23 protein-coding genes are annotated in these 23222 nt (G+C 35.0%); 9 read left to right on the top strand and 14 right to left on the bottom strand.

The features are described 5' to 3' along the window. Nucleotides 1-41 precede the first annotated feature (41 nt). Complete coding sequence (locus tag ACFX5F_RS00260) at nt 42-1037, top strand: NAD(P)H-dependent glycerol-3-phosphate dehydrogenase (RefSeq protein WP_379848799.1); 996 nt, start codon at nt 42-44, stop codon at nt 1035-1037. Between the two features lie 109 nt (nt 1038-1146). On the opposite strand, the gene ACFX5F_RS00255 is transcribed toward ACFX5F_RS00260, so the two are convergent. The 3 genes from ACFX5F_RS00255 to ACFX5F_RS00245 all read right to left on the bottom strand — a co-directional run bounded on the left by ACFX5F_RS00255 (nt 1147) and on the right by ACFX5F_RS00245 (nt 3248). Next, nucleotides 1147-1554, bottom strand: coding sequence for a hypothetical protein (locus ACFX5F_RS00255; RefSeq protein ID WP_379848797.1), 408 nt, complete (start codon nt 1552-1554; stop codon nt 1147-1149). Nucleotides 1555-1649: 95 nt separating this feature from the next. Then, entirely contained in the window at nt 1650-2669 is a 1020-nt protein-coding gene (pheS, locus tag ACFX5F_RS00250; RefSeq protein ID WP_379848795.1) for a phenylalanine--tRNA ligase subunit alpha, read from the bottom strand. A gap of 222 nt (nt 2670-2891) precedes the next feature. Further along, a complete protein-coding gene (locus ACFX5F_RS00245) occupies nt 2892-3248 on the bottom strand; it encodes a hypothetical protein (protein ID WP_379848793.1) in 357 nt (118 codons plus the stop codon). A 136-nt stretch (nt 3249-3384) separates the two neighbouring features. On the opposite strand from ACFX5F_RS00245, the gene ACFX5F_RS00240 reads away from it, so the two are divergent. After that, the gene (locus ACFX5F_RS00240; RefSeq protein WP_379848791.1) at nt 3385-3900 is read left to right on the top strand and encodes a CvpA family protein; all 516 of its coding nucleotides are present in this window, start codon (nt 3385-3387) and stop codon (nt 3898-3900) included. A gap of 68 nt (nt 3901-3968) precedes the next feature. Here the strand turns inward: ACFX5F_RS00240 and ACFX5F_RS00235 are convergent, their stop codons facing one another. From ACFX5F_RS00235 to ACFX5F_RS00200, 8 genes are all read right to left on the bottom strand, one after another. Then, on the bottom strand, nt 3969-4712 hold the full coding sequence (locus ACFX5F_RS00235; RefSeq protein WP_379849771.1) for a tetratricopeptide repeat protein: 744 nt from the start codon (nt 4710-4712) through the stop codon (nt 3969-3971). Nucleotides 4713-4790: 78 nt separating this feature from the next. Further along, complete coding sequence (locus ACFX5F_RS00230) at nt 4791-6533, bottom strand: BatD family protein (RefSeq protein ID WP_379848789.1); 1743 nt, start codon at nt 6531-6533, stop codon at nt 4791-4793. 21 nt (nt 6534-6554) lie between these two features. Next, nucleotides 6555-7352: a tetratricopeptide repeat protein gene (locus tag ACFX5F_RS00225; RefSeq protein ID WP_379848787.1), complete on the bottom strand. Its 798-nt coding sequence runs from the start codon at nt 7350-7352 to the stop codon at nt 6555-6557. 6 nt (nt 7353-7358) lie between these two features. Next, nucleotides 7359-8393, bottom strand: coding sequence for a vWA domain-containing protein (locus tag ACFX5F_RS00220; RefSeq protein WP_379848785.1), 1035 nt, complete (start codon nt 8391-8393; stop codon nt 7359-7361). 72 nt (nt 8394-8465) lie between these two features. Beyond that, the gene (locus ACFX5F_RS00215; protein WP_379848783.1) at nt 8466-9467 is read right to left on the bottom strand and encodes a vWA domain-containing protein; all 1002 of its coding nucleotides are present in this window, start codon (nt 9465-9467) and stop codon (nt 8466-8468) included. Continuing rightward, on the bottom strand, nt 9467-11098 hold the full coding sequence (locus tag ACFX5F_RS00210; RefSeq protein ID WP_379848781.1) for a hypothetical protein: 1632 nt from the start codon (nt 11096-11098) through the stop codon (nt 9467-9469). Before ACFX5F_RS00210 ends, ACFX5F_RS00215 begins: the two co-directional genes overlap by 1 nt. Nucleotides 11099-11154: 56 nt before the next feature. Next, nucleotides 11155-12018 carry a DUF58 domain-containing protein gene (locus ACFX5F_RS00205; protein WP_379848779.1) on the bottom strand — a complete coding sequence of 288 codons (864 nt, stop codon included), beginning with the start codon at nt 12016-12018 and terminating at the stop codon, nt 11155-11157. Between the two features lie 72 nt (nt 12019-12090). Continuing rightward, nucleotides 12091-13095, bottom strand: coding sequence for an AAA family ATPase (locus tag ACFX5F_RS00200; RefSeq protein WP_379848777.1), 1005 nt, complete (start codon nt 13093-13095; stop codon nt 12091-12093). Nucleotides 13096-13307: 212 nt separating this feature from the next. Here ACFX5F_RS00200 and ACFX5F_RS00195 point away from each other — a divergent pair, with 212 nt between their 5' ends. The 5 genes from ACFX5F_RS00195 to ACFX5F_RS00175 all read left to right on the top strand — a co-directional run bounded on the left by ACFX5F_RS00195 (nt 13308) and on the right by ACFX5F_RS00175 (nt 17727). Next, the gene (locus tag ACFX5F_RS00195) at nt 13308-14180 is read left to right on the top strand and encodes an aldo/keto reductase (protein WP_379848775.1); all 873 of its coding nucleotides are present in this window, start codon (nt 13308-13310) and stop codon (nt 14178-14180) included. A gap of 115 nt (nt 14181-14295) precedes the next feature. Continuing rightward, the gene (locus tag ACFX5F_RS00190; RefSeq protein ID WP_379848773.1) at nt 14296-15051 is read left to right on the top strand and encodes an SDR family NAD(P)-dependent oxidoreductase; all 756 of its coding nucleotides are present in this window, start codon (nt 14296-14298) and stop codon (nt 15049-15051) included. Nucleotides 15052-15137: 86 nt separating this feature from the next. Next, nucleotides 15138-16277 (top strand): ATP-binding protein, encoded by a 1140-nt coding sequence (locus ACFX5F_RS00185; protein WP_379848771.1) that lies wholly within the window; start codon nt 15138-15140, stop codon nt 16275-16277. Nucleotides 16278-16459: 182 nt separating this feature from the next. After that, entirely contained in the window at nt 16460-17185 is a 726-nt protein-coding gene (locus ACFX5F_RS00180) for a metallophosphoesterase (protein WP_379848769.1), read from the top strand. A 44-nt stretch (nt 17186-17229) separates the two neighbouring features. Continuing rightward, a complete protein-coding gene (locus ACFX5F_RS00175; protein ID WP_379848767.1) occupies nt 17230-17727 on the top strand; it encodes a DUF6646 family protein in 498 nt (165 codons plus the stop codon). Between the two features lie 105 nt (nt 17728-17832). Here ACFX5F_RS00175 and amaB read toward each other — a convergent pair whose 3' ends face one another. The 3 genes from amaB to ACFX5F_RS00160 form a co-directional block, all read right to left on the bottom strand. Further along, nucleotides 17833-19386, bottom strand: coding sequence for an L-piperidine-6-carboxylate dehydrogenase (gene amaB, locus ACFX5F_RS00170; RefSeq protein ID WP_379848765.1), 1554 nt, complete (start codon nt 19384-19386; stop codon nt 17833-17835). A 300-nt stretch (nt 19387-19686) separates the two neighbouring features. Next, the gene (locus tag ACFX5F_RS00165) at nt 19687-20226 is read right to left on the bottom strand and encodes a 3-hydroxyanthranilate 3,4-dioxygenase (protein ID WP_379848763.1); all 540 of its coding nucleotides are present in this window, start codon (nt 20224-20226) and stop codon (nt 19687-19689) included. A 73-nt stretch (nt 20227-20299) separates the two neighbouring features. Beyond that, entirely contained in the window at nt 20300-21409 is a 1110-nt protein-coding gene (locus ACFX5F_RS00160; RefSeq protein ID WP_379848761.1) for an endonuclease/exonuclease/phosphatase family protein, read from the bottom strand. A gap of 262 nt (nt 21410-21671) precedes the next feature. Here ACFX5F_RS00160 and ACFX5F_RS00155 point away from each other — a divergent pair, with 262 nt between their 5' ends. Next, nucleotides 21672-22574, top strand: a complete 903-nt coding sequence (locus ACFX5F_RS00155) for a S66 peptidase family protein (RefSeq protein ID WP_379848759.1) — start codon at nt 21672-21674, stop codon at nt 22572-22574. Between the two features lie 249 nt (nt 22575-22823). Further along, the gene (locus ACFX5F_RS00150) at nt 22824-23183 is read left to right on the top strand and encodes a YraN family protein (RefSeq protein ID WP_379848757.1); all 360 of its coding nucleotides are present in this window, start codon (nt 22824-22826) and stop codon (nt 23181-23183) included. Nucleotides 23184-23222: the final 39 nt, after the last annotated feature.

The raw sequence follows: 23222 nt of genomic DNA, 5'->3' as shown, positions 1-23222 counted from the left end.
ATAGATTTTTAAGTACTTTTGATTAAAATTTAATAAAAAAGATGGCCGTAAGTATAAAATTCGCAGTGATTGGTGGTGGAAGTTGGGCGACAGCTATTGCAAAAATGTTATGTGTAAATCTTACTGAAATTTCTTGGTATATGCGTAATGACGCTGCTATTGAACACATTAAAACCTACAAACACAATCCAAATTACTTAAGTTCGGTTGAATTTGACACCAAAAAACTTAAGCTTACCAATGATATCAATGAGGCTGTAGCCTATGCTGATTATATCATCTTTGCAATTCCATCTGCTTTCTTGGATGGTGAATTAGAAAAACTAACGGTTTCCCTAGAGGACAAAATCATTTTCTCTGCAATTAAAGGAATTGTTCCCGAAACAAGTTTGATTGTGGGCGAACATTTTCATGTAAAATACGATATTCCTTATTATAATATTGGTGTTATTACCGGACCTTGCCACGCAGAAGAAGTAGCGATGGAACGATTATCTTATCTTACTATTGCTTGTGGTGATGAAGAAAAAGCAAAAGTTGTAGCAAAAAATCTATCTGGAAATTACATAAAAACTAAAATCACCGATGACATTATAGGAACTGAATATGCAGCCATGCTAAAAAACATTTATGCTATTGCAGCAGGAATGGCGCATGGACTGGGTTATGGAGATAACTTTCAGTCAGTTTTGATGAGTAATGGGATTCGGGAGATGAAAAAATTCATCAAGAAAGTCCACAAAATGAAACGTAACATCAATGATTCCGCTTATTTAGGAGATTTATTGGTAACCGGTTATTCTGTATTTTCCAGAAATAGAATGTTTGGGAACATGATTGGCAAAGGCTACACCGTGAAAGCGGCAATGATGGAAATGAGTATGGTTGCTGAAGGCTATTACGCTGTAAAAAGCGCCTATAAACTCAATCAGGGTTATGGTGCAAAAACACCAATTATAGATGCCGTTTACAACATTCTTTACGACGGACAAGATGCTAAGACTGTGTTCAAAAAACTAACGGACAAACTGGATTAACATAAGTAAATCATTTATAATTTCACAATAAAAAAGGCACTAATCTACATGAAGATAGTGCCTTTTTTATATCATTATTTCTTACTTTTGGTTTGAAACCAAAAGTAATTTACCTCACAATAACTCCGTCAACAAATAAAATAGGCACTTCTTCCACAAAGTCCTCGCTGATAGAATGCGATTTGAAAATATACTTTTTGTCGTATAATTTGTCTCCAATGAAGAAAGTCATCATGAATTCATTGTTTAGTGCCAAAACACTTTTTTCAATCATTTCGATTTTCATAACTGAAACGGCAGGCACCTCTACAAAAGCATGACGTAAAAGTGATGTTTTTTTCATTTCGCCATCGATAGTACCAAAAGCTTTAGAAACTACCATGACACTTTCTATTAAAAAATCACTGTCATTTACTAAGTAGGCATACCAAACTTTTTCCATAAAATCGTCGCTCCATTCTTGAACCGCAGCTAGGAAAACGTTTTCTACTTCGGGGATGATGATGTCTTTTTTCATATAATAGTCTTAAAGTCTAAGGTCTTAAAGTCGTAAAGCCTTATGTGAATCCAAATCAGGGATTTCTTTAGACTTTTGACATTATGAACTTTCGACTAAATTGAAGATTTAAATTGTTCTAGGAAACGAACGTCATTTTCGTAGAACATACGAATATCGCCAATTTGATACAACAACATGGCAATTCTTTCGATTCCCATCCCGAAGGCAAAACCGTTATATTCGTCGGGATTGATTCCACAGTTTTTCAAAACATTTGGATCTACCATTCCACAACCCATGATTTCTAACCAACCGGTTCCTTTGGTGATTCTGTAATCGGTTTCTGTTTTCAGACCCCAATAAATATCAACCTCCGCACTTGGCTCCGTAAATGGAAAGTAAGACGGACGCAAACGGATTTTTGACTTCCCGAACATTTCCTTGGTGAAATAAAGTAAAGTTTGCTTTAAATCTGCAAAAGAAACATCTTTATCGATGTACAGTCCTTCGACTTGGTGAAAAATACAATGTGAACGCGAAGAAACGGCTTCATTACGAAAAACTCTTCCCGGAGAAATCGTTCTAATAGGTGGTTTATTGTTTTCCATATAACGCACCTGCACTGATGAAGTGTGCGTACGCAACAAAATATCAGGATTAGTTTGAATAAAAAATGTGTCTTGCATGTCACGTGCCGGATGATATTCTGGTAAGTTTAATGCTGTAAAATTATGCCAGTCATCTTCGATTTCCGGTCCTTCAGAAACATTGAAACCTATGTTTGAAAAGATATCTATAATTTGGTTTTTCACCAATGAAATAGGGTGACGGGAACCAATAGTAATCGGTTCAGAAGAACGCGTTAAATCGTCATAAAAACCTTTACTTTCTTCTTTACTTTCTAAAGATTCCTGTATGATTTTTACTTTTTCTTCGGCAGAAGTTTTTAACAGATTTATTACCTGTCCAAACTCTTTCTTCTGGTCGTTAGGAACATTCTTGAACTCCGCAAAAAGCTCTTTCAAAAGTCCTTTACTTCCTAAGAATTTTATTCTAAAGACTTCTAATTCTGCTGTATTTTGTGTTGAAAAAGCTTGTGCTTCGCCGATATATTCTTTTATCTTATCTATCATTTTCATTCAATAATTGAGAGTGCAAAATTACAAAATTTGTTTCAAGTTTCTGGTTTAAAGTATAAAGTTTCCTTTCTAAATTGTTAGATTACTTTCTGGAAAGACTAACAAAAACTAAAACATCCTTTTTTTTAAACCATTTAAGAAATGTAAGCGCATTTAAGCTAACTTATATAACCTTTCTGTGAAAAAAAATTATATTCCTTGCGTTTTTTATATTGTTTACTGTATTACTTCTCGTTCTAGAAAATAATTAACAATTGCTTCTTTCATTAAAACTGATTGCTCACCCGCTTTAAGTGGTGGCAATTCCTCTTTTACTTTATAATGCGGCCAACCGTCTTCATCAAAAAATTCAAATTCATAGAATCCATAAGGTTCCAATAACCTGCAAATTGCAATATGCATGAGGTTAAGTTTCTCGTCTTTTTTAAATTCATTGTGTACTTTTCCGAGTTCTTGTACCCCGATTAAGTAAATAATGGCGTCTAAATCTAAATCTTCTCCTTGAGAAAATTGATCGGAAAGTATCGTTACAAGCTGTTCCCAGCGTTCTTTAAGTTGTGTGTCTCTTGACATTTTTATGAATTATAAATTATGAGTTATTAAATCACCAATCATAAAATTAGTTGCGCAAAGATAAGAACTTGAAAATTGGCAATTGATAATCAACAATTCTTTTATATTTGTTCTTTTTATTTAATTTTGAATTATTATGGGACTTTTGGATATTATTTTGGGTGTTTTATTGGCTTTCGCTTTGTATAAAGGAATTAGAAATGGTCTTTTTATTGAATTAGCATCGTTGATTTCGCTAATCCTCGGCATTTATGTTGCAATAAAATTTTCTTCATTTATGAAGGGAGTGCTCTCCGGATTTTTTCATTGGAATCCCAATACGATTCAGGCAGTTGCTTTTGTGCTAACTTTTATGTTAGTTATTATTGGAATCTCGATATTGGCAAAAATCCTTACACAAGTAACTGATTTAGCTTTTCTGGGCTGGCTCAACAAGCTGGGAGGTGGATTATTTCGAGTGCTGAAAACCGTTCTGATAGTGAGTATTGTTTTTACCGTTTTCGAAAAAATAAACTACCATAACTACTTAGCCAAGAAAGAAACATTAGATAATTCCTTGTTTTATAATCCGATTCAAAAAACAGCCGGTTTCATTTTTCCTTCGATTAAGAATTGGTATCATGATTTGAAAAAAAGTAATCTGTTGCACTAGGCAGTCAAAGTAGGAAGTCTTCAGATGAATAATAGAAAAATACGACGGATAAAAATCTGAAATCAGAATTATTTCACTTCCCTTATAAAGCTACCTTCAATCCAGCCTTCAGTACCATCTGTTAACTGTACTTTTTTCCAATTATCTACTTTTTCCTGCACATAGACTTTTGTCCCCTCATGCAGCACTATAACCGCAGCACTCGCCTTTTGTGGCTCAGCTCTTACCTCCGCAATTTCGGCAAAAACAATCGCTGGCTTTTCCTTATCAAAATGGCTTTTTTCGAAAATAGCCGATGAAACACTGACAAGAATTAGAAAAATAAGGACAAACATTCCAAAAAAGAAAATTCTTTTTGACACCGTCGTTTCTGAAAAATAATAGCCAACAAAAAACAACAGAAAAGAAGTTGCCAATACCACCGAAATCCATGCCCAAGTATTATAATTGTATATGCCTGTAAAATCACGTAGTAACTTTCCAAAACCCACTTTTGGCACTACTTTGATTTCATCGATAGTTCTTTTTTGAGCAAATTTTAGGTTGTTTGCACTTTCACTATCTTTTGGATTAAGCACTAATGCTTTTTCATAGTTATAAATTGATGGCGCCACTTTATTTAATTTATAATAGCTATTCCCAAGATTAAAATACAATTCTGACGATTGTTTATTCTCTTTCAATACGTTTTCATACGCTTCAACCGCCTGATCGTACTTGCCGTTTTTATACAATTCATTCCCTTTTTCAAAACCGTTTTGGGCAAAGAAAACCTGGGTTGTCAATAATAATATATAAAGTATGTTTTTCATTTTAATGGTATAAGTTGTCGATTGATCCTCCTCGTGCGAGATTGCTTCGTTCATCGCAATTGCATTGGCGGTTCAAAATTATATCTGTTTTTCTAAGTCTGAAATAATCAAAACGGCTTTATCAAAATCCTGCTGTATAGCCACACTCGAAGATGGCGCATATCTTGCCACTTCACAGTTTTCAGTCAATGCAATGAAATCATTTACTGCTTGCGGATTGGCATTTTTAGACAACAAAAGTTCCTGAATGTTATCCTTACTCATTTCTGATGTTTCGATATGTAATTTGGCTTTCAGGAAATTATGCATTGCTTTTTCAAGCGCGATATAAAACAATTCTTTGTTGTTGATTTGCTTTTTGGCTTCAGATAAATATTTCTTGGCCAATTTATTATTCAGTCTTATTCTGTTTCCGGTAACATCCCCGTAAATTGCTTCTTTCTTCTTTTTAACCAATACAATCACTGGAAGTATTAAAAACGGCAAAAGCATCAATCCCAAAAATAAATTAGACCCAAAGAAATCTTCCTTGTTTATGGTTAAAAGCTTTGTTTTTAACTTAATAAATTTGAATTGTTCAACATTCGGTATTTTATTTTTATCCACAGAATTCGACGCTACAGCAGCTGTTGGCCCGTCAAGAATATTAATCATTATCTCTGGAGAACTTAGTGTTTTATATTTTCCTGAACCCAAATCAAAATAAGAAAAACGCAATGACTTTATAGGATAATTCCCTTTATACTGCGGAATAATGGTATAACTGTCTGAAACCTTTCCAACCATTCCTGAAAGTGGCGTATCTACTTGTTCCTTATGAACAGCGTCATACATTTCGAGCGCATTGGGCACAATTGGTTTTGGTAAACTGAATAATTTCATGTTCCCTTTTCCAGTCACGCTGACCACCAAATCAAGGCTTTCACCATTTTTTAAATTCGTTTTTGAAGGCGTTACTTTAAAATCAAAATTTCCTACAGCGCCAGAGAAATCCTCTGGTTTTCCAACTTCGGGAAGTGCTTTGACAGTAATTATTTTTGATCCTGCGGAAACTCTTTTACTTCCTTCTTTTACTACAACCTGCCCATACATATTTCTTTGATTGGTAGGTAACTGCACATCAATATCTAGCGACAAAGGTTCTATTGCTAACTTTCCTGATTTTTGGGGATACAACACCGTTTTTCTCAACACCACATAGCGGTATTTTTCTCCTTTAAACATGCCTTCCTGAGCAACCAATTGTTTTATATCAATATTTTGACTCCAAAAATCATTGTATTTAGGCTTATTTAATTCTCTCCAATTGGTAATTCCAATATTATAACTAAAATACAATTTATAAACTACCGTGATAGGTTCATTGATGTACGGATTTGTTTTAGAAACATCGGCAACAAGATAGATATTATCATCCGCAGAAATCTGAGTATCGTTTGGATCTCTTGGCTGCTCTGTTGCTGCAGTAACGTTTATTTTAATAGGCGATGTTTTATAAATCTGTCCATTGTATTCAATGGCTGCCTGCTTGATAACTAATGCTCCTTTTTTATTTGGCAAAAGAAAATAAGAATACACTTTCTCAAAAGAACTTCTTCCATTTACCCATGATTGACTTACTTGCTGGCTTGGTCCGGCAATAATTCTAAACCCATCAAAAGACGGCTGGATAAAATTATCCCCATCTACATTCATCATAAAATCGATACGAAGTCTTTCGTTCAGGCCTAGTATGGTTTTGCTTACCCTGGCTTCAAATTGTACTTGAGCGCTGAGTGAACTGCATACCATTAAAACAATCGCTGCTATAAATCTTTTCATTGTCAAATTATCTTAATTGAATTACCAATCTTTCTCGGTTTTTATTGGTTTTCCTTTTACTTTTTGGGCATTTACTTTATCTTGAACTTTCTTCTCTTCCTTATTTACTGCATCCAGAAGATTTTCTAAACGTTCTTTAGACATTCCTCCAGGCATTGGTTTTGGCTCTCCATTCTCATTGGGTTTTGGATCTTTTTTGTCTTTATCCTTATCCCCTTTATCGTCTTTCTTCTCTTTATCCTTGTTGTTTTTGTCGTCCTTCTTGTCTTTATCCTTGTCTTTGTCTTTCTTGTCGTCTTTCTTATCTTTCTTGTCGTCTTTCTTATCATCCTTTGGGGGATTTTCTTTTAGCATTTTTTTTGCCAAAGCATAATTATAACGTGTTTCTTCGTCCGAAGGATTGTTTCGCAATGCGTTTTTGTAGACTTCCACTGCTTGGGTATAATCCTTTTCTTTCATGAAAACATTTCCTAAATTATGGAAGGCTTTGTGTTTTTCAGGTCTTGACTTGGCGCTTTTCAATGCTTTGGCGAAAGCAAATTTTGCTTCTGACGCTTGATTTTGCTTATAAATTGCATTTCCTAAATTATAGGTCGAAACGGTTTTATTCGGAAATTTCGAATTAGAAATTCTGTAATCTGCTTCTGCATCAACAAAATTATTTTCGGCATATTCCTCGTTTGCTTTAGGCAATATTTTGTCCTTCTGTTGTGCATTTGCAACAAAAGTAAAAAGCAATAAAAGATGTAAGATTAGGTTTTTCTTCACCCCGACCCTCTCCAAAGGAGAGGGAGACGAGGCTAAATATATTTTAATCATTTTATTTTATTTATTCTCGTTAAATAAATTTAATTTGTTTACCCAACTTGTTTTTCGTTCCAAAAGGAAAATATCCAGGAATAACAAAACAAAAGCAAACGCTAAAAACCACTGAAATTGCGATTGAAAATCAGCCATTTCTGTGGCTTCAAATTCTGTTTTTTGGATTTTATCCAAAGTGTTTTTGATATATTCAAGCACTTCCTTGGTATTATTACCATTTATGTAACCTCCTTTTGTGGCTTTTGCAATAGCTATTAAACCCGCCTCATTCAATTTAGTTATTACAACCTGATTATTGTTGTCTCTTTGAAAGCTTTCCACTATCCCATTTCTTTTCAATGGAATCGTTCCTCCTTTTTCAGTTCCAATACCTATCGTAATGATTTTCATTCCCAGCTTATTCGCTTCTTCAGCTGCGGATTCTGCTCCTTCAGAATGATCTTCCCCATCCGAAATCAAAATCAATAACTTGCTCGTTTTACTTTTATCGTCAAAATAAGTCGCAGATAATTTTATCGCTTCCTCAAGCGATGTTCCTTGAGAAGAAACCATTTCGGTATTCATACTTTGCAAAAACATCTTGGCAACACTGTAATCTGTCGTAATGGGCAATACGGGAAAAGCACTTCCTGCATAAGCAACAATCCCTATTCTATCGCTTCCTAATTGGTTAATTATTTGAGAAACAATTTGCTTGCTTTTGTCCAACCGGTTTGGCGCAACATCTTCAGCCAGCATACTTTTGGAGACATCCATAGCAAAAACGATATCAATTCCCTCTCGTTTTACGGTTTCCATTTTAGTCCCTATTTTTGGATTCACTAATCCAACAATAATTCCAACTAACGCCAGAAGCAGCAATACCAATTTCAGAACAGGTTTAAAAACAGAACTTTCAGGGCTTAGTTTTTTAACCAATTCCAAATCCCCAAATTCGCGTTGTTTTCTTCTTTTCCAATATAAATTAATTAGAAAAACCAACATCACGATGGGTAGTATAAAAAGTAAGTATAAATATTTTTTTTCGTCTAATTCCATTTTTTTACTTTTAGTCGCAGTTTTCAGTCACAGTTTTCAGTTTGAGACTGAAAACTGTGACTGCGACTGTCATTATATAAAACTTTTAAAAACCGTTTTTCGTAATCCTATTTCAAGTAACAGTAAAAAGCCGGCAAACCACACAAATGGTCTGAATTTTTCATCATAATCATAGAATTTTAATTCTTCGATTTCTGTAGTCTCTAATTTGTTTATTGTTGCATAAATTTCGGCCAACTTGCTGTTACTCGTTGCTCTAAAATATTTTCCGCCTGTATTGTTTGCAATCTTTTTCATCATTTGCTCGTCAATTTCAACCTTCATCATTTGAAAAAGAAATTTTCCATTTGGTGCAATTGCATAAGGGAACAAAGCCATTCCGTTTGTTCCAATTCCTATGGTATATACTTTTATTCCGTATTGTTTTGCAATGTCCGAAGCCGTGTCTGGCTCAATAAATCCCGCATTATTCACCCCGTCAGTCATCAGAATAATCACTTTACTCTTCGCCTTACTGTCTTTTAATCGGTTTACAGCGGTAGCCAATCCCATTCCTATTCCAGTTCCGTCCACTAAAACATTATCGTATTTTATACTTCTGATAGCATCTAGAATAACAGCTTTATCACTGGTTACAGGCGTTTTTGTATAAGCTTCAGATGCATAAACCACAAGCCCAATTCTATCGTTTGGTCTTTCCTCTACAAAATCAGCCGCTAATTTTTTAAGCGCTTGCATTCGATCCGGTTTCAAATCTTTGGCAAGCATACTTCCGGAAACGTCTATTGCCATAACAATATCAATCCCTTTAGTGGTTTTTGTTTTATTGCTTACATCAACCGTTCTTGGTCTGGCCATGGCTACAATCAAGGACGACAGAGCCAATACTCGAAACACGTTCAACATTGGTTTTAGCTTTACTAATAAAGAATCGGAATTCTTAAATCCTTGAATAGAACTGATTTTTAAAGTTGCCGATTGTTGGTTTTTTTTCCAAAATAACCAAACAACAGCAATGGGAATCAGAAGAAACAACCAAAAAAATTCTGGGTTTAAAAAAGTTATCTTATCCATTATTTACTTGCTTGTTTTAGTTCAACTGAGCTCAAAACTCGTTCTGATATTTGATTCGCATAATCATCGCCTTCTTCATGGAAAATTATAATTTGCTGTAATCCTCCTTCTTGGCTGAACAACAATGCTTCATAATACAATTTGGCACTGCTTTGATTATCACTATTTATTTTCGAAAATGTTCCGTATGCTTTGAGTCCTTTAATTCCTTCTTTTGTTTCAAAATCTTCTTGTTTAACAATCATGTTTTGAGCTCCTTGAGATTCTAAGGATTGCAACGCACCATCCATCGATTTTGCCAAATCAATTTCACCTTCTTTTTTGTATTTTAAGGTAGAAATCATAATGTAGAAATTGTCCCTAATATCTCCATGAGCAAAAGACTGCATTTCTTTAATCAAAGCCATTCCGTCTCTAGGCAAGGTCTTGATCAAATCTACTCTCTTAAGAACTTTTGGAGTTTCTATTATAATTCCCGGATTTCCATATTCACTTTTTATCCATTCGCCCTCCAACAATTCCTTTGTCGCATTCCCAAAAATATTGTCTTTTACATAATCAAATCCCTTGAGAACAATAAAAAAAGTAGTCGTTGCCACCAATATAAAAACAACCGATGAAACCGTCAGAACGATGCGTTTTTTTCTCTTTTTTTGCAATTGAATTTGTATTTGCTTTTGCCTTTGCGCTTCATTCAACAAAGTATCTTCTTCTACAGGAACTTCAACCGGAATAGAACTATCTAATGTCAAAATTGCTTTTTGAATCTTATTTCGATCTTCGGTGATTTCAAAATCCAATGGTTTTGATTTAGCAAATTTTACTAAATCGGCTTGTTTCAATACACGTTCCAGATTTTCGATTGTTTCCTGCGAAACCGTCATTTTCTTTTTGACTGAAGCCGCTTTAAGTCCATGAATCAGTTCAGAAGTCGTACTTTCCATCGCGGGAATTTCAATTGCTTCCTCGATATAATTTCTGGCAATATCCGTCAATTCACTATAATAGGCTTTGACTTCTCCTTTTTGCCAAAGTTCTTTTTTCTCCAAATTATTAAGCAAACTCGTTGCTTTTTCGATTGGTGTTTTGAAAATTTCTTCTTCTAATTTTTTCTTTTGGTGTTTTTTTATGTACCAATAAATGAATGCTCCAATACCAATAATCAATGCCAAAATAAGCAGGTATTTCCACCAATTCCCTATTGAATTGTCCGCAGGCGCAATGTCCTTAATATCGAACATTTTTTGTTTTAAGGTATCAACTTTAACATTGGCAACCTCAACCAAAAGTGAATCCGTCATAAACGGTTTACTGTCAATAAAAATCTTTATGCTCGGAATAACATACCTACCGGAATCAAATTGGGTCAAGCCGTATTTCTTGATTAACTCATAACGGCCGTCCGTTTTTATAGTATCAATCGGATAAGACTGAATTACTTCCAGAGCTCCAAAGTTTTTCAATTTTGGAAAAATAACCTTAGACGAAGTGTCGACAGTCGTTTTTATGGACAGTTTAAATTCGGCACCAATTTTATTTTTAATCGTGTCAATACTTGTAACTACTTGTTTTTGCTGCGCAAAAACAAAGCTTGTAGCCAGTAAAAAAAGTAGGTAAAGTCTAATTTTCATTTTTTATCTAGTGAACCCTATCAGGGTTTAAAACCCTGATAGGGTTAGGTTTTGTTTTATCTCGATTTAAAATAACTTAATAATTTAGTGACATAACTTTCATCAACTCTCGTATTAACAACTCCGGAACCTGATTTGCTGAATGTTTCCTTAAAATAATTCACTTTTTCGTGATACAATTTCTCATAATTCATTCGCACTGATTTAGAACCTGTGTTCACCACTTGTATTTCACCGGTTTCGGCATCGAGCATCGAAACCATCCCTAAATTTGGCATTTTTTCTTCTCGAATGTCGTATACGCGAATACCAGTTATATCGTGTTTCTTAGAAGCAATTTTTAAAGTCTGTTCGTAATCTTCTGACATGAAATCAGAAATAATAAATACGATAGCTTTCTTTTTTTGGGTTCCCGACAAAAACTTTAAGGCTTGAGCAACATCTGTTTTTTGGCTTTTTGGCTGAAATTCAATCAATTCTCGAATGATACGCAACACATGTGATCTTCCTTTTTTTGGCGGAATATACAATTCGATTTCATCCGAAAACAAAATCAACCCTATTTTATCGTTATTTTGAGTGGCTGAAAATGCCATTGTGGCTGCAATCTCCGTAACAATGTTTTTCTTGAATTGGTTTTTAGAACCAAAACTTTCAGAACCTGAAATATCCACCATTAACATCATCGTCAATTCACGCTCTTCTTCAAAAACTTTTACGTGGGCTTCATTATATCGTGCGGTCACATTCCAATCAATGGCACGAATATCATCCCCGTACTGATATTGACGCACTTCGCTGAATGTCATTCCCCGTCCTTTGAAAGATGTGTGGTATTCTCCCGAAAAGATATGATCGCTCAATCTCCGGGTTTTGATTTCTATTTTTCGTACTTTTTTTAAAAGCTCTTTTGTATCCATAAGTTCAGTGTTCAGTGTTTAGTGTCAAATGTTCAGTTACTGCAAACTGAATTCTGATTACTGCAAACTGTTTTAAGGTACTTCGATCTCGTTTACGATTTTGTTTATGATATCAACTGAAGTAATATTTTCCGCTTCTGCTTCATACGTAATTCCAATTCTGTGACGCAATACATCATGAACAACAGCACGAACATCTTCTGGAATTACATAACCACGACGTTTGATAAAGGCATAACATTTTGCGGCATTCGCCAAATTGATACTTCCACGCGGCGAAGCTCCAAAACTGATTAACGGTTTCAAGTCGGCTAATTTATATTTCTCCGGGTAACGTGTCGCAAAAATAATATCAAGAATGTATTTCTCTATTTTTTCATCCATGTAGACTTCACGAACTGCCTCTTGAGCGCGTAAAATTTGATCTACCGAAACTACCGGATTTACTTTTTCATAACTTCCTTTTAAATTTTGACGGATAACTAAACGTTCGTCTTCCATTTTTGGATAGTCAATAACCGTTTTCAACATAAAACGATCGACTTGCGCTTCAGGCAATTGATACGTTCCTTCTTGTTCAATTGGATTTTGGGTTGCTAAAACTAAAAAAGGTCTATCCAGTTTGAAAGTAGTGTCCCCAATTGTTACTTGTTTTTCCTGCATCGCCTCTAAAAGTGCCGATTGCACCTTTGCTGGCGCACGGTTAATCTCATCCGCCAAAACGAAATTTGCAAAAATCGGTCCTTTTTTAATCGAAAATTCATTTTGCTTAATGTTGTAAATCATGGTACCCACAACATCCGCAGGCAATAAATCAGGAGTAAACTGTATTCTGCTAAAAGATCCGTGAACAGCTTGTGAAAGGGTATTTATAGCCAATGTTTTTGCTAATCCGGGCACACCTTCTAACAAAATATGCCCTTGGCCTAAAAGTCCAATTAATAAACGCTCTACCATGTGCTTTTGACCCACAATAACTTTGTTCATTTCCATGGTGAGAAGGTCTATAAAAGCACTTTCTCTTTCAATTTTTTCATTGATTGCTCTAATGTCTAAAGTCGCTGTATTTTCTTCCATTTTCCTATTTTTAAAACCTTGAATTTAATGCCGTCGTTTTGATGGTGCAAATTGAATTTTTTTTTAGAAGTAAGATGTTAAAAAATGGTTAAAACTTCGATCAACACCTTAATTTTAAGGATGAATTATGATAGAATTTACCTATTTTTAAGAACTTTGAAAAATATATTTTGAAATCGAAGATTTAAGAATTTTAATAAAAAATAAAAACAATGAGCAAAACAAAATTATCACCTATTATGGCCGGTGTCATGAATTGGGGAATTTGGGATAAAAATCTCAATACCAAAGAAATGGAAAATATGATTAATGTATGTTTAGAAAACAAAATTACAACCTTCGATCATGCTGATATATATGGTGATTATACCACCGAATCTGATTTTGGAAAAGCATTTGCTTCCAGCAAAATAGCCAGAGAAAAAATACAACTGATATCCAAATGTGGCATCCAAATGGTGACGGAAAATCGCACTAATACCATAAAACATTATGAGTATTCGAAAGATTATATTATTTCGTCTGTTGAAAACTCCTTAAAGAATTTACAAACAGACTATTTGGATGTATTTTTATTGCACAGACCAAGTCCTTTGATGCAAGCAGATGAAATTGCCGAAGCTGTAACGAAACTAAAATCCGACGGGAAAATTATTGATTTCGGTCTTTCTAATTTTACTTCTTCGCAAACAGAATTAATTCGTCAGAAAACGGAAATCCGTTACAACCAGATACAGTTTTCAGCTACCAACTTCGAACCTATGATTGACGGTAGTTTTGATTATATGCAAATGCACAAAATTCGACCAATGAGTTGGAATCCGTTGGGATGCGTTTTTAGAGAAGATATTCCGCAAACTCACCGATTAAAAAAATTATTGGCGACATTGGTCTCAAAATACCATTTAGGTTCTGATACGATTTTACTTTCCTGGGTTTTAATGCATCCTGCAAAAGTTATCCCTATCGCTGGAACCGTCAATGTCGCAAGAATACAGTCGTTGATGAAAGCGGTCGAATTAGAACTGGAAAAAGAAGATTGGTTTGCCATTTGGACCGAAAGTATGGGTAAAAATGTGCCTTAAAAATTAGTGTTCAGTTCAGCGATTGTAAATTCAACAATAGAGAAAAGGGTTTGTTGAAACATATTCCTTAAAAAAAAAACGAAAATTTGACGATTCCAAAATAGAAATTACACCCATGAATAAAATAGCTTTAGTAACTGGCGCAACCAGCGGAATTGGTCAAGCAACAGCAAGAATATTGGCAAAGAACAATTATAAAATCGTTCTTTGTGGGCGTCGGGAAGACCGATTGGCAGAACTAAAAAATGAACTGTCCGAGTTTACGGAGGTATATACTTTATCATTTGATGTTCGCGATAAAAAGGCCGTTTTTGAAAGTATTAATTCTTTGCCTGAAGCATTTTCTAAAATTGATGTTCTGATTAATAATGCGGGAAATGCTCATGGTTTAGATTCGATTCAAAATGGTGATTTAGACGATTGGGATGCGATGATTGACATCAATGTGAAAGGACTTTTATATGTTTCGAAAGCAATAATTCCGAAAATGATTGAACAAAAATCTGGTCATATCATTAACATCGGTTCCATTGCGGGAAAAGAAGTGTATCCAAACGGAAACGTATATTGTGCTTCAAAACATGCCGTTGATGCCCTAAACCAAGCCATGCGAATGGACTTGAATCCTTATGGAATCCGGGTTGGTGCTATTCATCCGGGAATGGTAGAAACCGAATTTAGCGAAGTGCGTTTTAAAGGTGATATTGAGAGAGCAGCCAATGTTTATAAAGGGATCGAAGCCTTAAAACCGGAGGATATTGCTGATATTATTCATTTTGTAGTTTCCAGACCGTATCATGTAAATATTGCCGATCTGATTGTATATCCAACAGCACAGGCATCAGCAACTATTTTAAAAAGAAATAATTAAAATTGATTTCTTCGATTATTGGATTTTTAGATTATTTAGGTAATCTAAAAATCCAATAATCGAAGAAATCTAAAAATCGAATAATAATGATCAACAAACGCATTCTTATCAAAAACCTTCTCGCTCACAATGATGAGAGCAGTTTTTATGATAAAAAGCGTCAGCTGAATTTGCATACCCGAGAAGGAAAAGCTAAGTTTTTGAAACATATTTGTGCCTTGTCAAATTCGAATCCTGCGAATAATTCCTATATAGTTGTCGGGGTAGAAGATCATGATAATGCCATTGTGGGCGACGATTTTTTTGACGACAGTCGGATTCAGAATTTAGTGAATGCGTTTCTGGAAAATCCACCTAAAATTCAATACGAAAATGTGCCTTTCCCAAACCTGCCTAAAGACAAAGTCATAGGACTCGTAACGATAAAACCCAAAAGTAAAACCTCTTATTTCAAAAAAGGAATCCATACTATTTCTGCCAAATCCGTTTTTATGCGACGAGGCAGCAATACAATGCCGGTAGAAGGAGAGATCGAAAAGAATTACCAAAACACGGAAACCGTTATTGGCATCGAAAACAATTCCAGAAACAGTATCGAATATACGCTTGATGGCGTTATTGATTTTATGAATTTCCGGCACAAAGACATGTCGCCAAAATACAAAGTGTTTAAGGAATTGTTCGTGATTTGCTGGGCGGGAATTGCGAAAAAATACCGTGACAAAACCTATTTGTCCCGTGTTGACATTGAACTGATAAACGAGCAAATCAAGCTATTTTATTCGGCTCAGGACGTGGTCGAAATTATTTATAACGAAGATACTTTCACGATTATTGAATATGTTCCTTTGGGTTTGAATGATAAAACAAGCTATTATCCTTTAGAGAAACAAACCATTCATTTTCATGATAATGGTTATTACAAAATTGAGAGAGAAATGCTTTTTCAGCCACCGGAATTCAACAAAAAAATGTTATTCCATATTTACAATTCTAATATTGCTTTGCTGAAAAAACTTCAAAAAGAACTTTCATTATCCGAGCGGGAACAGAAAGATTTAGAGAACTTACCTTCAACATTTATGATTTGTTACCTCAACGGTTTTGAAGATGCCAGACAAAAATTAATTGATGCCAAACCGCTTTTAAAACCTTTCAATCCAATCTATTTGTCGTTTAAAGAAGCGTTGCGAATTTTAAGAAAGATGAAATATGATGTGCAATAATTCTTCCTTTTTAATCCGCTTGTGAGTAGCTTCATTTAGATACAACTTCTTATTGCAATTTTGACTGCATTTTGATAAAATTTAATAATTACTTTTTTTGAATAGCCAGGACATTGAAATAAATACAACACAATACTTATTTTCTGCTATTTTTGTAAAAGAACAAATTGAGACTGCAAGAAATGAGAACACTCGTCATAGGAGATATACATGGTGGTTTACACGCGCTACACCAAATAATGGAAAGAGCAGCTGTTACCAAAAATGACACCTTGATTTTTTTGGGAGATTATGTAGATGGCTGGAGTCAATCCCCCCAGGTCATTGATTTTTTAATTGAATTAAATAAAACACACAACTGCGTTTTCATTCGGGGGAATCATGATGAATTATTGCGAACCTGGCTTGATGAAAGCAAAGACAATTTGTTATGGTATAAACACGGGGGCGAAGCAACTGTTCTTGCTTACGCAAATGTAAGTGCGGCAACCAAACTTAAACATATTGAATTCCTGCATGCGTTAGAGGATTATCATCTGGACGATGCTAACCGTTTGTTTATACATGCTGGTTTTACCAATATGAACGGAATTGACTTTGAATATTTCCCAAAACTTTTTTACTGGGACAGAACACTGTGGGAAACCGCTTTGGCTTTAAACAAAACCATGAAAACGGATGATTTGTTATATCCCAAAAGATTTACGTTATACAAAGAAATCTATATAGGTCACACTCCGGTCACCAGAATTGGCAAAACTACTCCGGTTCTAATGGCTTGCGTCTGGAATCTTGATACAGGAGCGGCTTTTAAAGGTCCGTTAACGATTATGGATGTAGACACAAAGGAATTCTGGCAGAGCGAACCTTTACCATCTTTATACCCCAATGAAAAAGGTAGAAATTAATTTATTTAAACTATTTTTGCCTAAAATTATAAAAGTTCAAGAGTATGAAAAAGTTTATTACATTGTCATTATTATTGGCAGTTGGTTTCGTAAATGCCCAAGCTTTCAAAGGAAAAGGAGACGTTAAATTTGATGTTGGTGCGAATATTCAAAATGGCGGGTCGGGAATTGGTATCTCATCTGATTTTGGACTAGGAGAAAACATGTCTTATGGTTTTGTTGCTTCGTACTTACTATCTGCGAGTTCAGATGATTTAGGAAACAAACCCGAATTTGGAGACAGAATCGATGCGAAATTTAGATTCAATGCTAATTTAGGAAATGTTCTTAAATTAGATCCAAAAATGGATGTTTATCCAGGACTTGATTTAGGTTTAAGAAATTTTGGTGCGCATTTAGGGTTTCGTTATTTCTTCACAGAAGGTTTTGGTATTTTCACAGAAGCTGGAGTTCCTATTGCAAAATACGACAGCTCAATTACTGGTTTCGATAATTTGAACAACCAATTTGTGTTTAATATTGGAGCTTCTTTCAATTTATAACATTCGCTTAAATAGTCAGAACGATTCTCAATAGAATCTTTTACAACTAAAAAAAAGGCAATTTGAATTCTCAAATTGCCTTTTTTTATTATGCTTATTAATTACTTACAAATCAAATTTTATTCCTTGTGCCAATGGCAAACTTGTCGTGTAATTAATTGTATTGGTTTGTCTTCTCATGTAGATTTTCCAAGCATCGGAACCGGATTCTCTTCCTCCTCCAGTTTCTTTTTCTCCACCAAAAGCGCCACCAATCTCAGCTCCGGAAGTTCCTATGTTCACGTTTGCAATTCCACAATCCGAACCTACAACAGATAAGAAATGTTCTGCTTCTCTTAAATTGTTAGTCATAATAGCTGAAGATAATCCTTGAGCCACTCCGTTTTGCACATCAACAGCATTTTCTACAGTACCTGAATATTTTATTAAATATAAAACAGGTGCAAAAGTTTCGTGTTGTACGATTTCGAATGAGTTATCCGCTTCCGCAATAGCAGGTTTTACATAACAACCACTTTCGTACCCTTCACCATAAAGAACGCCACCTTCAACAAGGATTTTTCCACCTTCGGCAATGACTTTTGTCAACGCATTATTATACATATCAACAGCATGAGTATCAATTAGCGGTCCAACATGGTTATTTTCGTCCAATGGATTTCCAATACGTAATTGTCCGTATGCCGATACAACTGCATCTTTTACTTTATCATAAATACTTTCGTGAATAATCAAACGACGAGTTGAAGTACAACGTTGTCCTGCTGTTCCTACAGCACCAAAAACGGCTCCGATAACAGTCATTTTAATATCAGCATCCGGAGTCACAATGATTGCATTGTTTCCACCTAATTCCAATAACGATCTTCCTAAACGTCCTGCAACTGCTTGCGCAACTATTTTCCCCATACGAGTTGATCCTGTAGCAGAAATCAATGATACACGTCTATCGTTAGTCAACATTTCTCCTACTTTATAATCACCGTTGATTAAGCAAGAAATTCCTTCTGGAAGATTATTTTCTTTGATTACTTCGGCAATTATGTTTTGACAGGCAATTCCACAAAGTGGTGTTTTTTCAGAAGGTTTCCAAACGCAAACATCTCCACAAATCCAAGCTAATGCTGTATTCCAAGCCCAAACTGCTACTGGAAAGTTGAATGCTGAAATAATTCCAACAATTCCCAATGGGTGATATTGCTCATACATTCTATGTCCTGGACGTTCTGAATGCATCGTTAATCCGTGTAATTGACGGGAAAGGCCTACTGCAAAATCACAGATATCAATCATTTCCTGAACTTCACCGTATCCTTCCTGCAATGATTTTCCCATTTCGTAGGAAACCAATTTGCCTAAAGCTTCTTTGTTTTTACGTAATTTATCTCCAAACTGACGCACGATTTCACCACGTTGTGGCGCTGGCATCAATCGGAATGTTTTAAAAGCTTCGGTTGCGGTTTGCATTACTTTTTCGTAATCGGCAGGAGTAGTTGTTTTTACTGATGCGATTAATTGTCCGTCCACTGGCGAATGACTTTCAAGAATTTCTCCGTTTGAAAAATGATTTACACCTGTTGAAGTTCCCTCATTTATGGCTTTTACACCTAATTGCGCCAATGCTTCTTTCATTCCAAATTGATCTGCTATTGTTATCATTGTAACTTTTTTAATGAAATTTGTTATATTTTTTTGTAAAGATATTATATAAACCTTAAAAAATAACTATTGAATGCAATTTTTTATGTTTTGCAGCATTTCACAAATATCTCCGCAGGGTACCCGAAAATTTTTTAGTACATCAAGTGTTTAGCCCCGATAGAAGTGCAAAGCCCGGAAATCACGTTGGCTTACATTTTTTATCGCTACGAAGCGACCAAAGGAAGCTCTTGTAGCTATTTAAAAATGTTGCCAACGGAATGACGGCTTGTAACGCAAAGCGGGAATAGCTCCTAAATATTATTTTTTGGTGACAAATTTTGGATCAGCTTCCATTACGGTTCCGCAATTTTCGCAGGTTCGTAATTTTTCTGAATTGTAAAAATGTTCAAAATGTGGTAGGAAGTCATTTTCAATATTATCAAGTTCAAAATATACTTCGTATAATTTATGATTGCAATTATCGCAAAACCACATTAATCCATCCTTGTGTCCTTTTCCGACACGCTTTCTCTCGATCACTAACCCTATTGAACCTTCGGAACGAACCGGAGAATGCGGGACTTTTCCTGGATGAAGGTACATATCACCCGCATGAAGTTCCATTTCTTTTCGCTGCCCTTCGTCCTGCACAAATACTTTTATAGAACCTTCGAGTTGGAAAAATAATTCTTCGGTTTCGTTATAATGATAATCTTTTCGCGCGTTAGGACCTGCAACGACCATGACAATATAATCCTCGGATTCTGTATATAAATTTTTGTTTCCTACTGGTGGTTTAAGAAGATGACGGTTCTCATCTATCCATTTATTTAGGTTGAAAGGTTTTGCTATTGCCATTTTTTATAATTTTAAATGTAAAGTTATGAAATAAAAAATAGGTAGAGATATACCGTAATGCATCTCAACAGGATCATTTTTTTTCTTTGATTAAATAAATATAGACTGGAAAATGATCACTGAATCCTATTTCAGTCAATGAGTGCCTCAAAGGATATCCTTTGTATTGTCCGCTGGTTTGAATTAAAAAAGCTTTGTTATAAATTCCAGCTTTCCAATAAGAAAAGGAAGATTTATCCGATTTTAACAGCGATTCTGATACCATTATTTGATCAAAAATATCCCAAGCATCCCGAAAAGCAATTGTCCCCATGCCTTTTTTGGCCATCTCTTCAAATGGATTGTAGATTCCTAGTGGAAGTACCTCTCCCTTTTTTGCCTTTGCGCCAAGCCCTATTTTAACACTCCTATTATACGGACCGTCATTTAGGTCTCCCAGAATAATCACTTTTGCATTTGGATTAATTCTTTGAATAGAATCGATAATTTTTCTGTTTAAAGCTCCAGCAGCTTCTCTAAAAGGACTAGTTTTTTTCTCTCCGCCAGAACGGGACGGCCAGTGATTAACAATGATATTGATTTCTTCTCCATCCAGAAAACCGGTTACCAAAAGCTGATCTCTGGTGTAAATGCGATGGCTTTGAGAGCTTACTTGCAAAACATCATCTGTTTTCTCATCCGATTCTATTTTTGTAACTTCCTTTGATTTAGTGTCATTCCTATATACGTACAAAGGAATATTAGAAAAACTTATAGGTTGAAACTGTTTCTTTTGATACAACAAAGCCACGTCTATTCCTCTTTTATCAGGGGAGTCAAAATGTATGATTCCGTAGTCTCTGTTAATCAGTTTCGGTTGTTTGATTAAATCTTCCAGAACTCCTCTATTTTCTATTTCGGAACCGCCAATAAATGTGGGAGAATCAGGATTTTCAGATGATCCTATTTCAGATAAAACCCTCGCTAAATTTTCCAGTTTATGATGGTACTTTTTGGATGTCCAGCGTTGCAATCCTGCAGGTGTCCATTCATCATCATTGGTAACTGGATCGTTTATGGTGTCAAAGCAATTTTCAAAATTATAAAATGCTACCGTATGAATAACATAATTTCTTTGTTGCGCGCTTGCCGTTGCATTGGAGAAAAATAATATTAACAGGAGAATCAAAGCTGTTATTCTCATAATTTTTTAATTGTACTATTGAAATTATACGTTTAGGTTGGCTATTTGTAAAAATACTTCATTTTGAGATGTATCTCTAAATTATTTTCTAATTGCTTATCTTTGTTTTTGTCTATAATAGGCTCTTATTTCTTATATTAAAAAAAAGAACCAAAATATGCATGCGAACCGATTTACTTTTATAATCTGCAATTTCTTTTTATATAAATTCCTACTGCTTATTTTTATTTTACAATCCTTCAACTGTCAAGCCAACACACCAATGATCACACCACCTATTTTACAAAAAGGAGATACAATAGCCATTTTGGCAACAGCCAGAAAAAACATAGATGACAATCTGAAACCCGCTATAGATTTACTGCACAGCTGGGGTCTTGAAGTGGTAATAGGAAGCACGATTGGCTTAGACGATAATCAATTAGCGGGCACTGATGCACAGCGCGCTGCCGATTTCCAGCAACAGTTGGACAATCCGAATATTAAAGCCATTTGGTGCGTCAAAGGAGGATATGGAACAGTGCGAATGATTGATTTATTGGATTTCACCAAATTCAAACAGCATCCAAAATGGGTTATAGGTTTTAGCGATGTCACCGTTTTGCATAATCATTTGAACACTTTGGGCTTTAAATCCATTCACGGAATCATGCCAATAAGCATTCCTCATGCATCTAAGGAAGCTATAGAATCTTTGCGGATTGCTATGTTTGGAGAAACACTATCGTATAAAGTTAGCCCATTCGCGATGAATAAATCAGGAAAAGCGTCTGGCGAATTAGTAGGCGGTAATTTATCCATTTTATACAGTTTATTTGGATCAAAATCCGCTATTAATTGTACCGATAAGATTTTATTCATTGAAGATCTAGACGAATATTTATATCATATTGACCGTATGATGATGAACTTAAAACGCAATGGTTGTCTGGAAAGCATAAAAGGAATTATTGTGGGTTCTATGACAAAAATGAAAGACAATGATATTCCATGGGGAAAAAATGCTGTTGAAATCATAGATGATGTCACAAAAACATACAATATTCCCGTTTTGTATAATTTCCCTGCCGGTCATATTCAGGATAACAGAGCCTTAGTTTTAGGCAGCAAAGTAACGATGGATGTTAATGCTACTTTCAGCACTGTTGCTTTTGCAACTCCCTAATCTTAAAAAAGCTTTCTTGATTGCAGAAGTTTTTTTAACTGAATACTGCCACTATATATTGAAAACTCTTATTTATTGCAGATTAATGATTACCTATTTTTGATTGCAGAAGTTTACAAACTAAATAGAAAACACTATTTTTATCGCAAGTCTATTCAAACTGAATACTGCGACTGAATACTGAACACTATTTCTGAGTGCAACTCTATTCAAACTGAAAACTGAGACTGAAAACTGAATACTATCCTCATGGCTGAACACAACGAACTTGGAAAAATTGGAGAAGAATTAGCCGTTGAATACCTGAAAAAAGATGGTTATACTATACTGGAAACCAACTGGACTTTTCAAAAAGCGGAAATCGACATCCTTGCCAAGAAAGAAAACACGCTTGCAGTTGTTGAAGTAAAAACCCGTTCGTCCCTCGAATTTGGTTTACCACAAGATTTTGTAAAACCAAAAAAAATTCAACTTTTACTAAAAGCAGTTAACGCCTATGTAAACGAACGAAATTTAGACATTGACGTCCGTTTTGACATCATTGCCATCCATAAAGAAGGTAAATCTTTTGTAATTGAGCACCTTATCGACGCTTTTTATCATTTTTAATGATAAATTTTTAATGTTGTATTTGTAACAAATTGTTTT

The organism is Flavobacterium zhoui (assembly GCF_042787235.1).
Classification (GTDB): Bacteria; Bacteroidota; Bacteroidia; order Flavobacteriales; family Flavobacteriaceae; genus Flavobacterium; species Flavobacterium zhoui.
Note: the sequence above shows the minus strand (reverse complement) of the source record. Positions and strands in the feature narration are given on the sequence as shown.

Coding starts and splice junctions, on each gene's coding strand:
- ACFX5F_RS00260 (WP_379848799.1), top strand. CDS start 42: ATGGCCGTAAGTATAAAATTCGCAGTGATTGGTGGTGGAAGTTGGGCG.
- ACFX5F_RS00255 (WP_379848797.1), bottom strand. CDS start 1,554: ATGAAAAAAGACATCATCATCCCCGAAGTAGAAAACGTTTTCCTAGCT.
- pheS (WP_379848795.1), bottom strand. CDS start 2,669: ATGATAGATAAGATAAAAGAATATATCGGCGAAGCACAAGCTTTTTCA.
- ACFX5F_RS00245 (WP_379848793.1), bottom strand. CDS start 3,248: ATGTCAAGAGACACACAACTTAAAGAACGCTGGGAACAGCTTGTAACG.
- ACFX5F_RS00240 (WP_379848791.1), top strand. CDS start 3,385: ATGGGACTTTTGGATATTATTTTGGGTGTTTTATTGGCTTTCGCTTTG.
- ACFX5F_RS00235 (WP_379849771.1), bottom strand. CDS start 4,712: ATGAAAAACATACTTTATATATTATTATTGACAACCCAGGTTTTCTTT.
- ACFX5F_RS00230 (WP_379848789.1), bottom strand. CDS start 6,533: ATGAAAAGATTTATAGCAGCGATTGTTTTAATGGTATGCAGTTCACTC.
- ACFX5F_RS00225 (WP_379848787.1), bottom strand. CDS start 7,352: ATGATTAAAATATATTTAGCCTCGTCTCCCTCTCCTTTGGAGAGGGTC.
- ACFX5F_RS00220 (WP_379848785.1), bottom strand. CDS start 8,393: ATGGAATTAGACGAAAAAAAATATTTATACTTACTTTTTATACTACCC.
- ACFX5F_RS00215 (WP_379848783.1), bottom strand. CDS start 9,467: ATGGATAAGATAACTTTTTTAAACCCAGAATTTTTTTGGTTGTTTCTT.
- ACFX5F_RS00210 (WP_379848781.1), bottom strand. CDS start 11,098: ATGAAAATTAGACTTTACCTACTTTTTTTACTGGCTACAAGCTTTGTT.
- ACFX5F_RS00205 (WP_379848779.1), bottom strand. CDS start 12,018: ATGGATACAAAAGAGCTTTTAAAAAAAGTACGAAAAATAGAAATCAAA.
- ACFX5F_RS00200 (WP_379848777.1), bottom strand. CDS start 13,095: ATGGAAGAAAATACAGCGACTTTAGACATTAGAGCAATCAATGAAAAA.
- ACFX5F_RS00195 (WP_379848775.1), top strand. CDS start 13,308: ATGAGCAAAACAAAATTATCACCTATTATGGCCGGTGTCATGAATTGG.
- ACFX5F_RS00190 (WP_379848773.1), top strand. CDS start 14,296: ATGAATAAAATAGCTTTAGTAACTGGCGCAACCAGCGGAATTGGTCAA.
- ACFX5F_RS00185 (WP_379848771.1), top strand. CDS start 15,138: ATGATCAACAAACGCATTCTTATCAAAAACCTTCTCGCTCACAATGAT.
- ACFX5F_RS00180 (WP_379848769.1), top strand. CDS start 16,460: ATGAGAACACTCGTCATAGGAGATATACATGGTGGTTTACACGCGCTA.
- ACFX5F_RS00175 (WP_379848767.1), top strand. CDS start 17,230: ATGAAAAAGTTTATTACATTGTCATTATTATTGGCAGTTGGTTTCGTA.
- amaB (WP_379848765.1), bottom strand. CDS start 19,386: ATGATAACAATAGCAGATCAATTTGGAATGAAAGAAGCATTGGCGCAA.
- ACFX5F_RS00165 (WP_379848763.1), bottom strand. CDS start 20,226: ATGGCAATAGCAAAACCTTTCAACCTAAATAAATGGATAGATGAGAAC.
- ACFX5F_RS00160 (WP_379848761.1), bottom strand. CDS start 21,409: ATGAGAATAACAGCTTTGATTCTCCTGTTAATATTATTTTTCTCCAAT.
- ACFX5F_RS00155 (WP_379848759.1), top strand. CDS start 21,672: ATGATCACACCACCTATTTTACAAAAAGGAGATACAATAGCCATTTTG.
- ACFX5F_RS00150 (WP_379848757.1), top strand. CDS start 22,824: ATGGCTGAACACAACGAACTTGGAAAAATTGGAGAAGAATTAGCCGTT.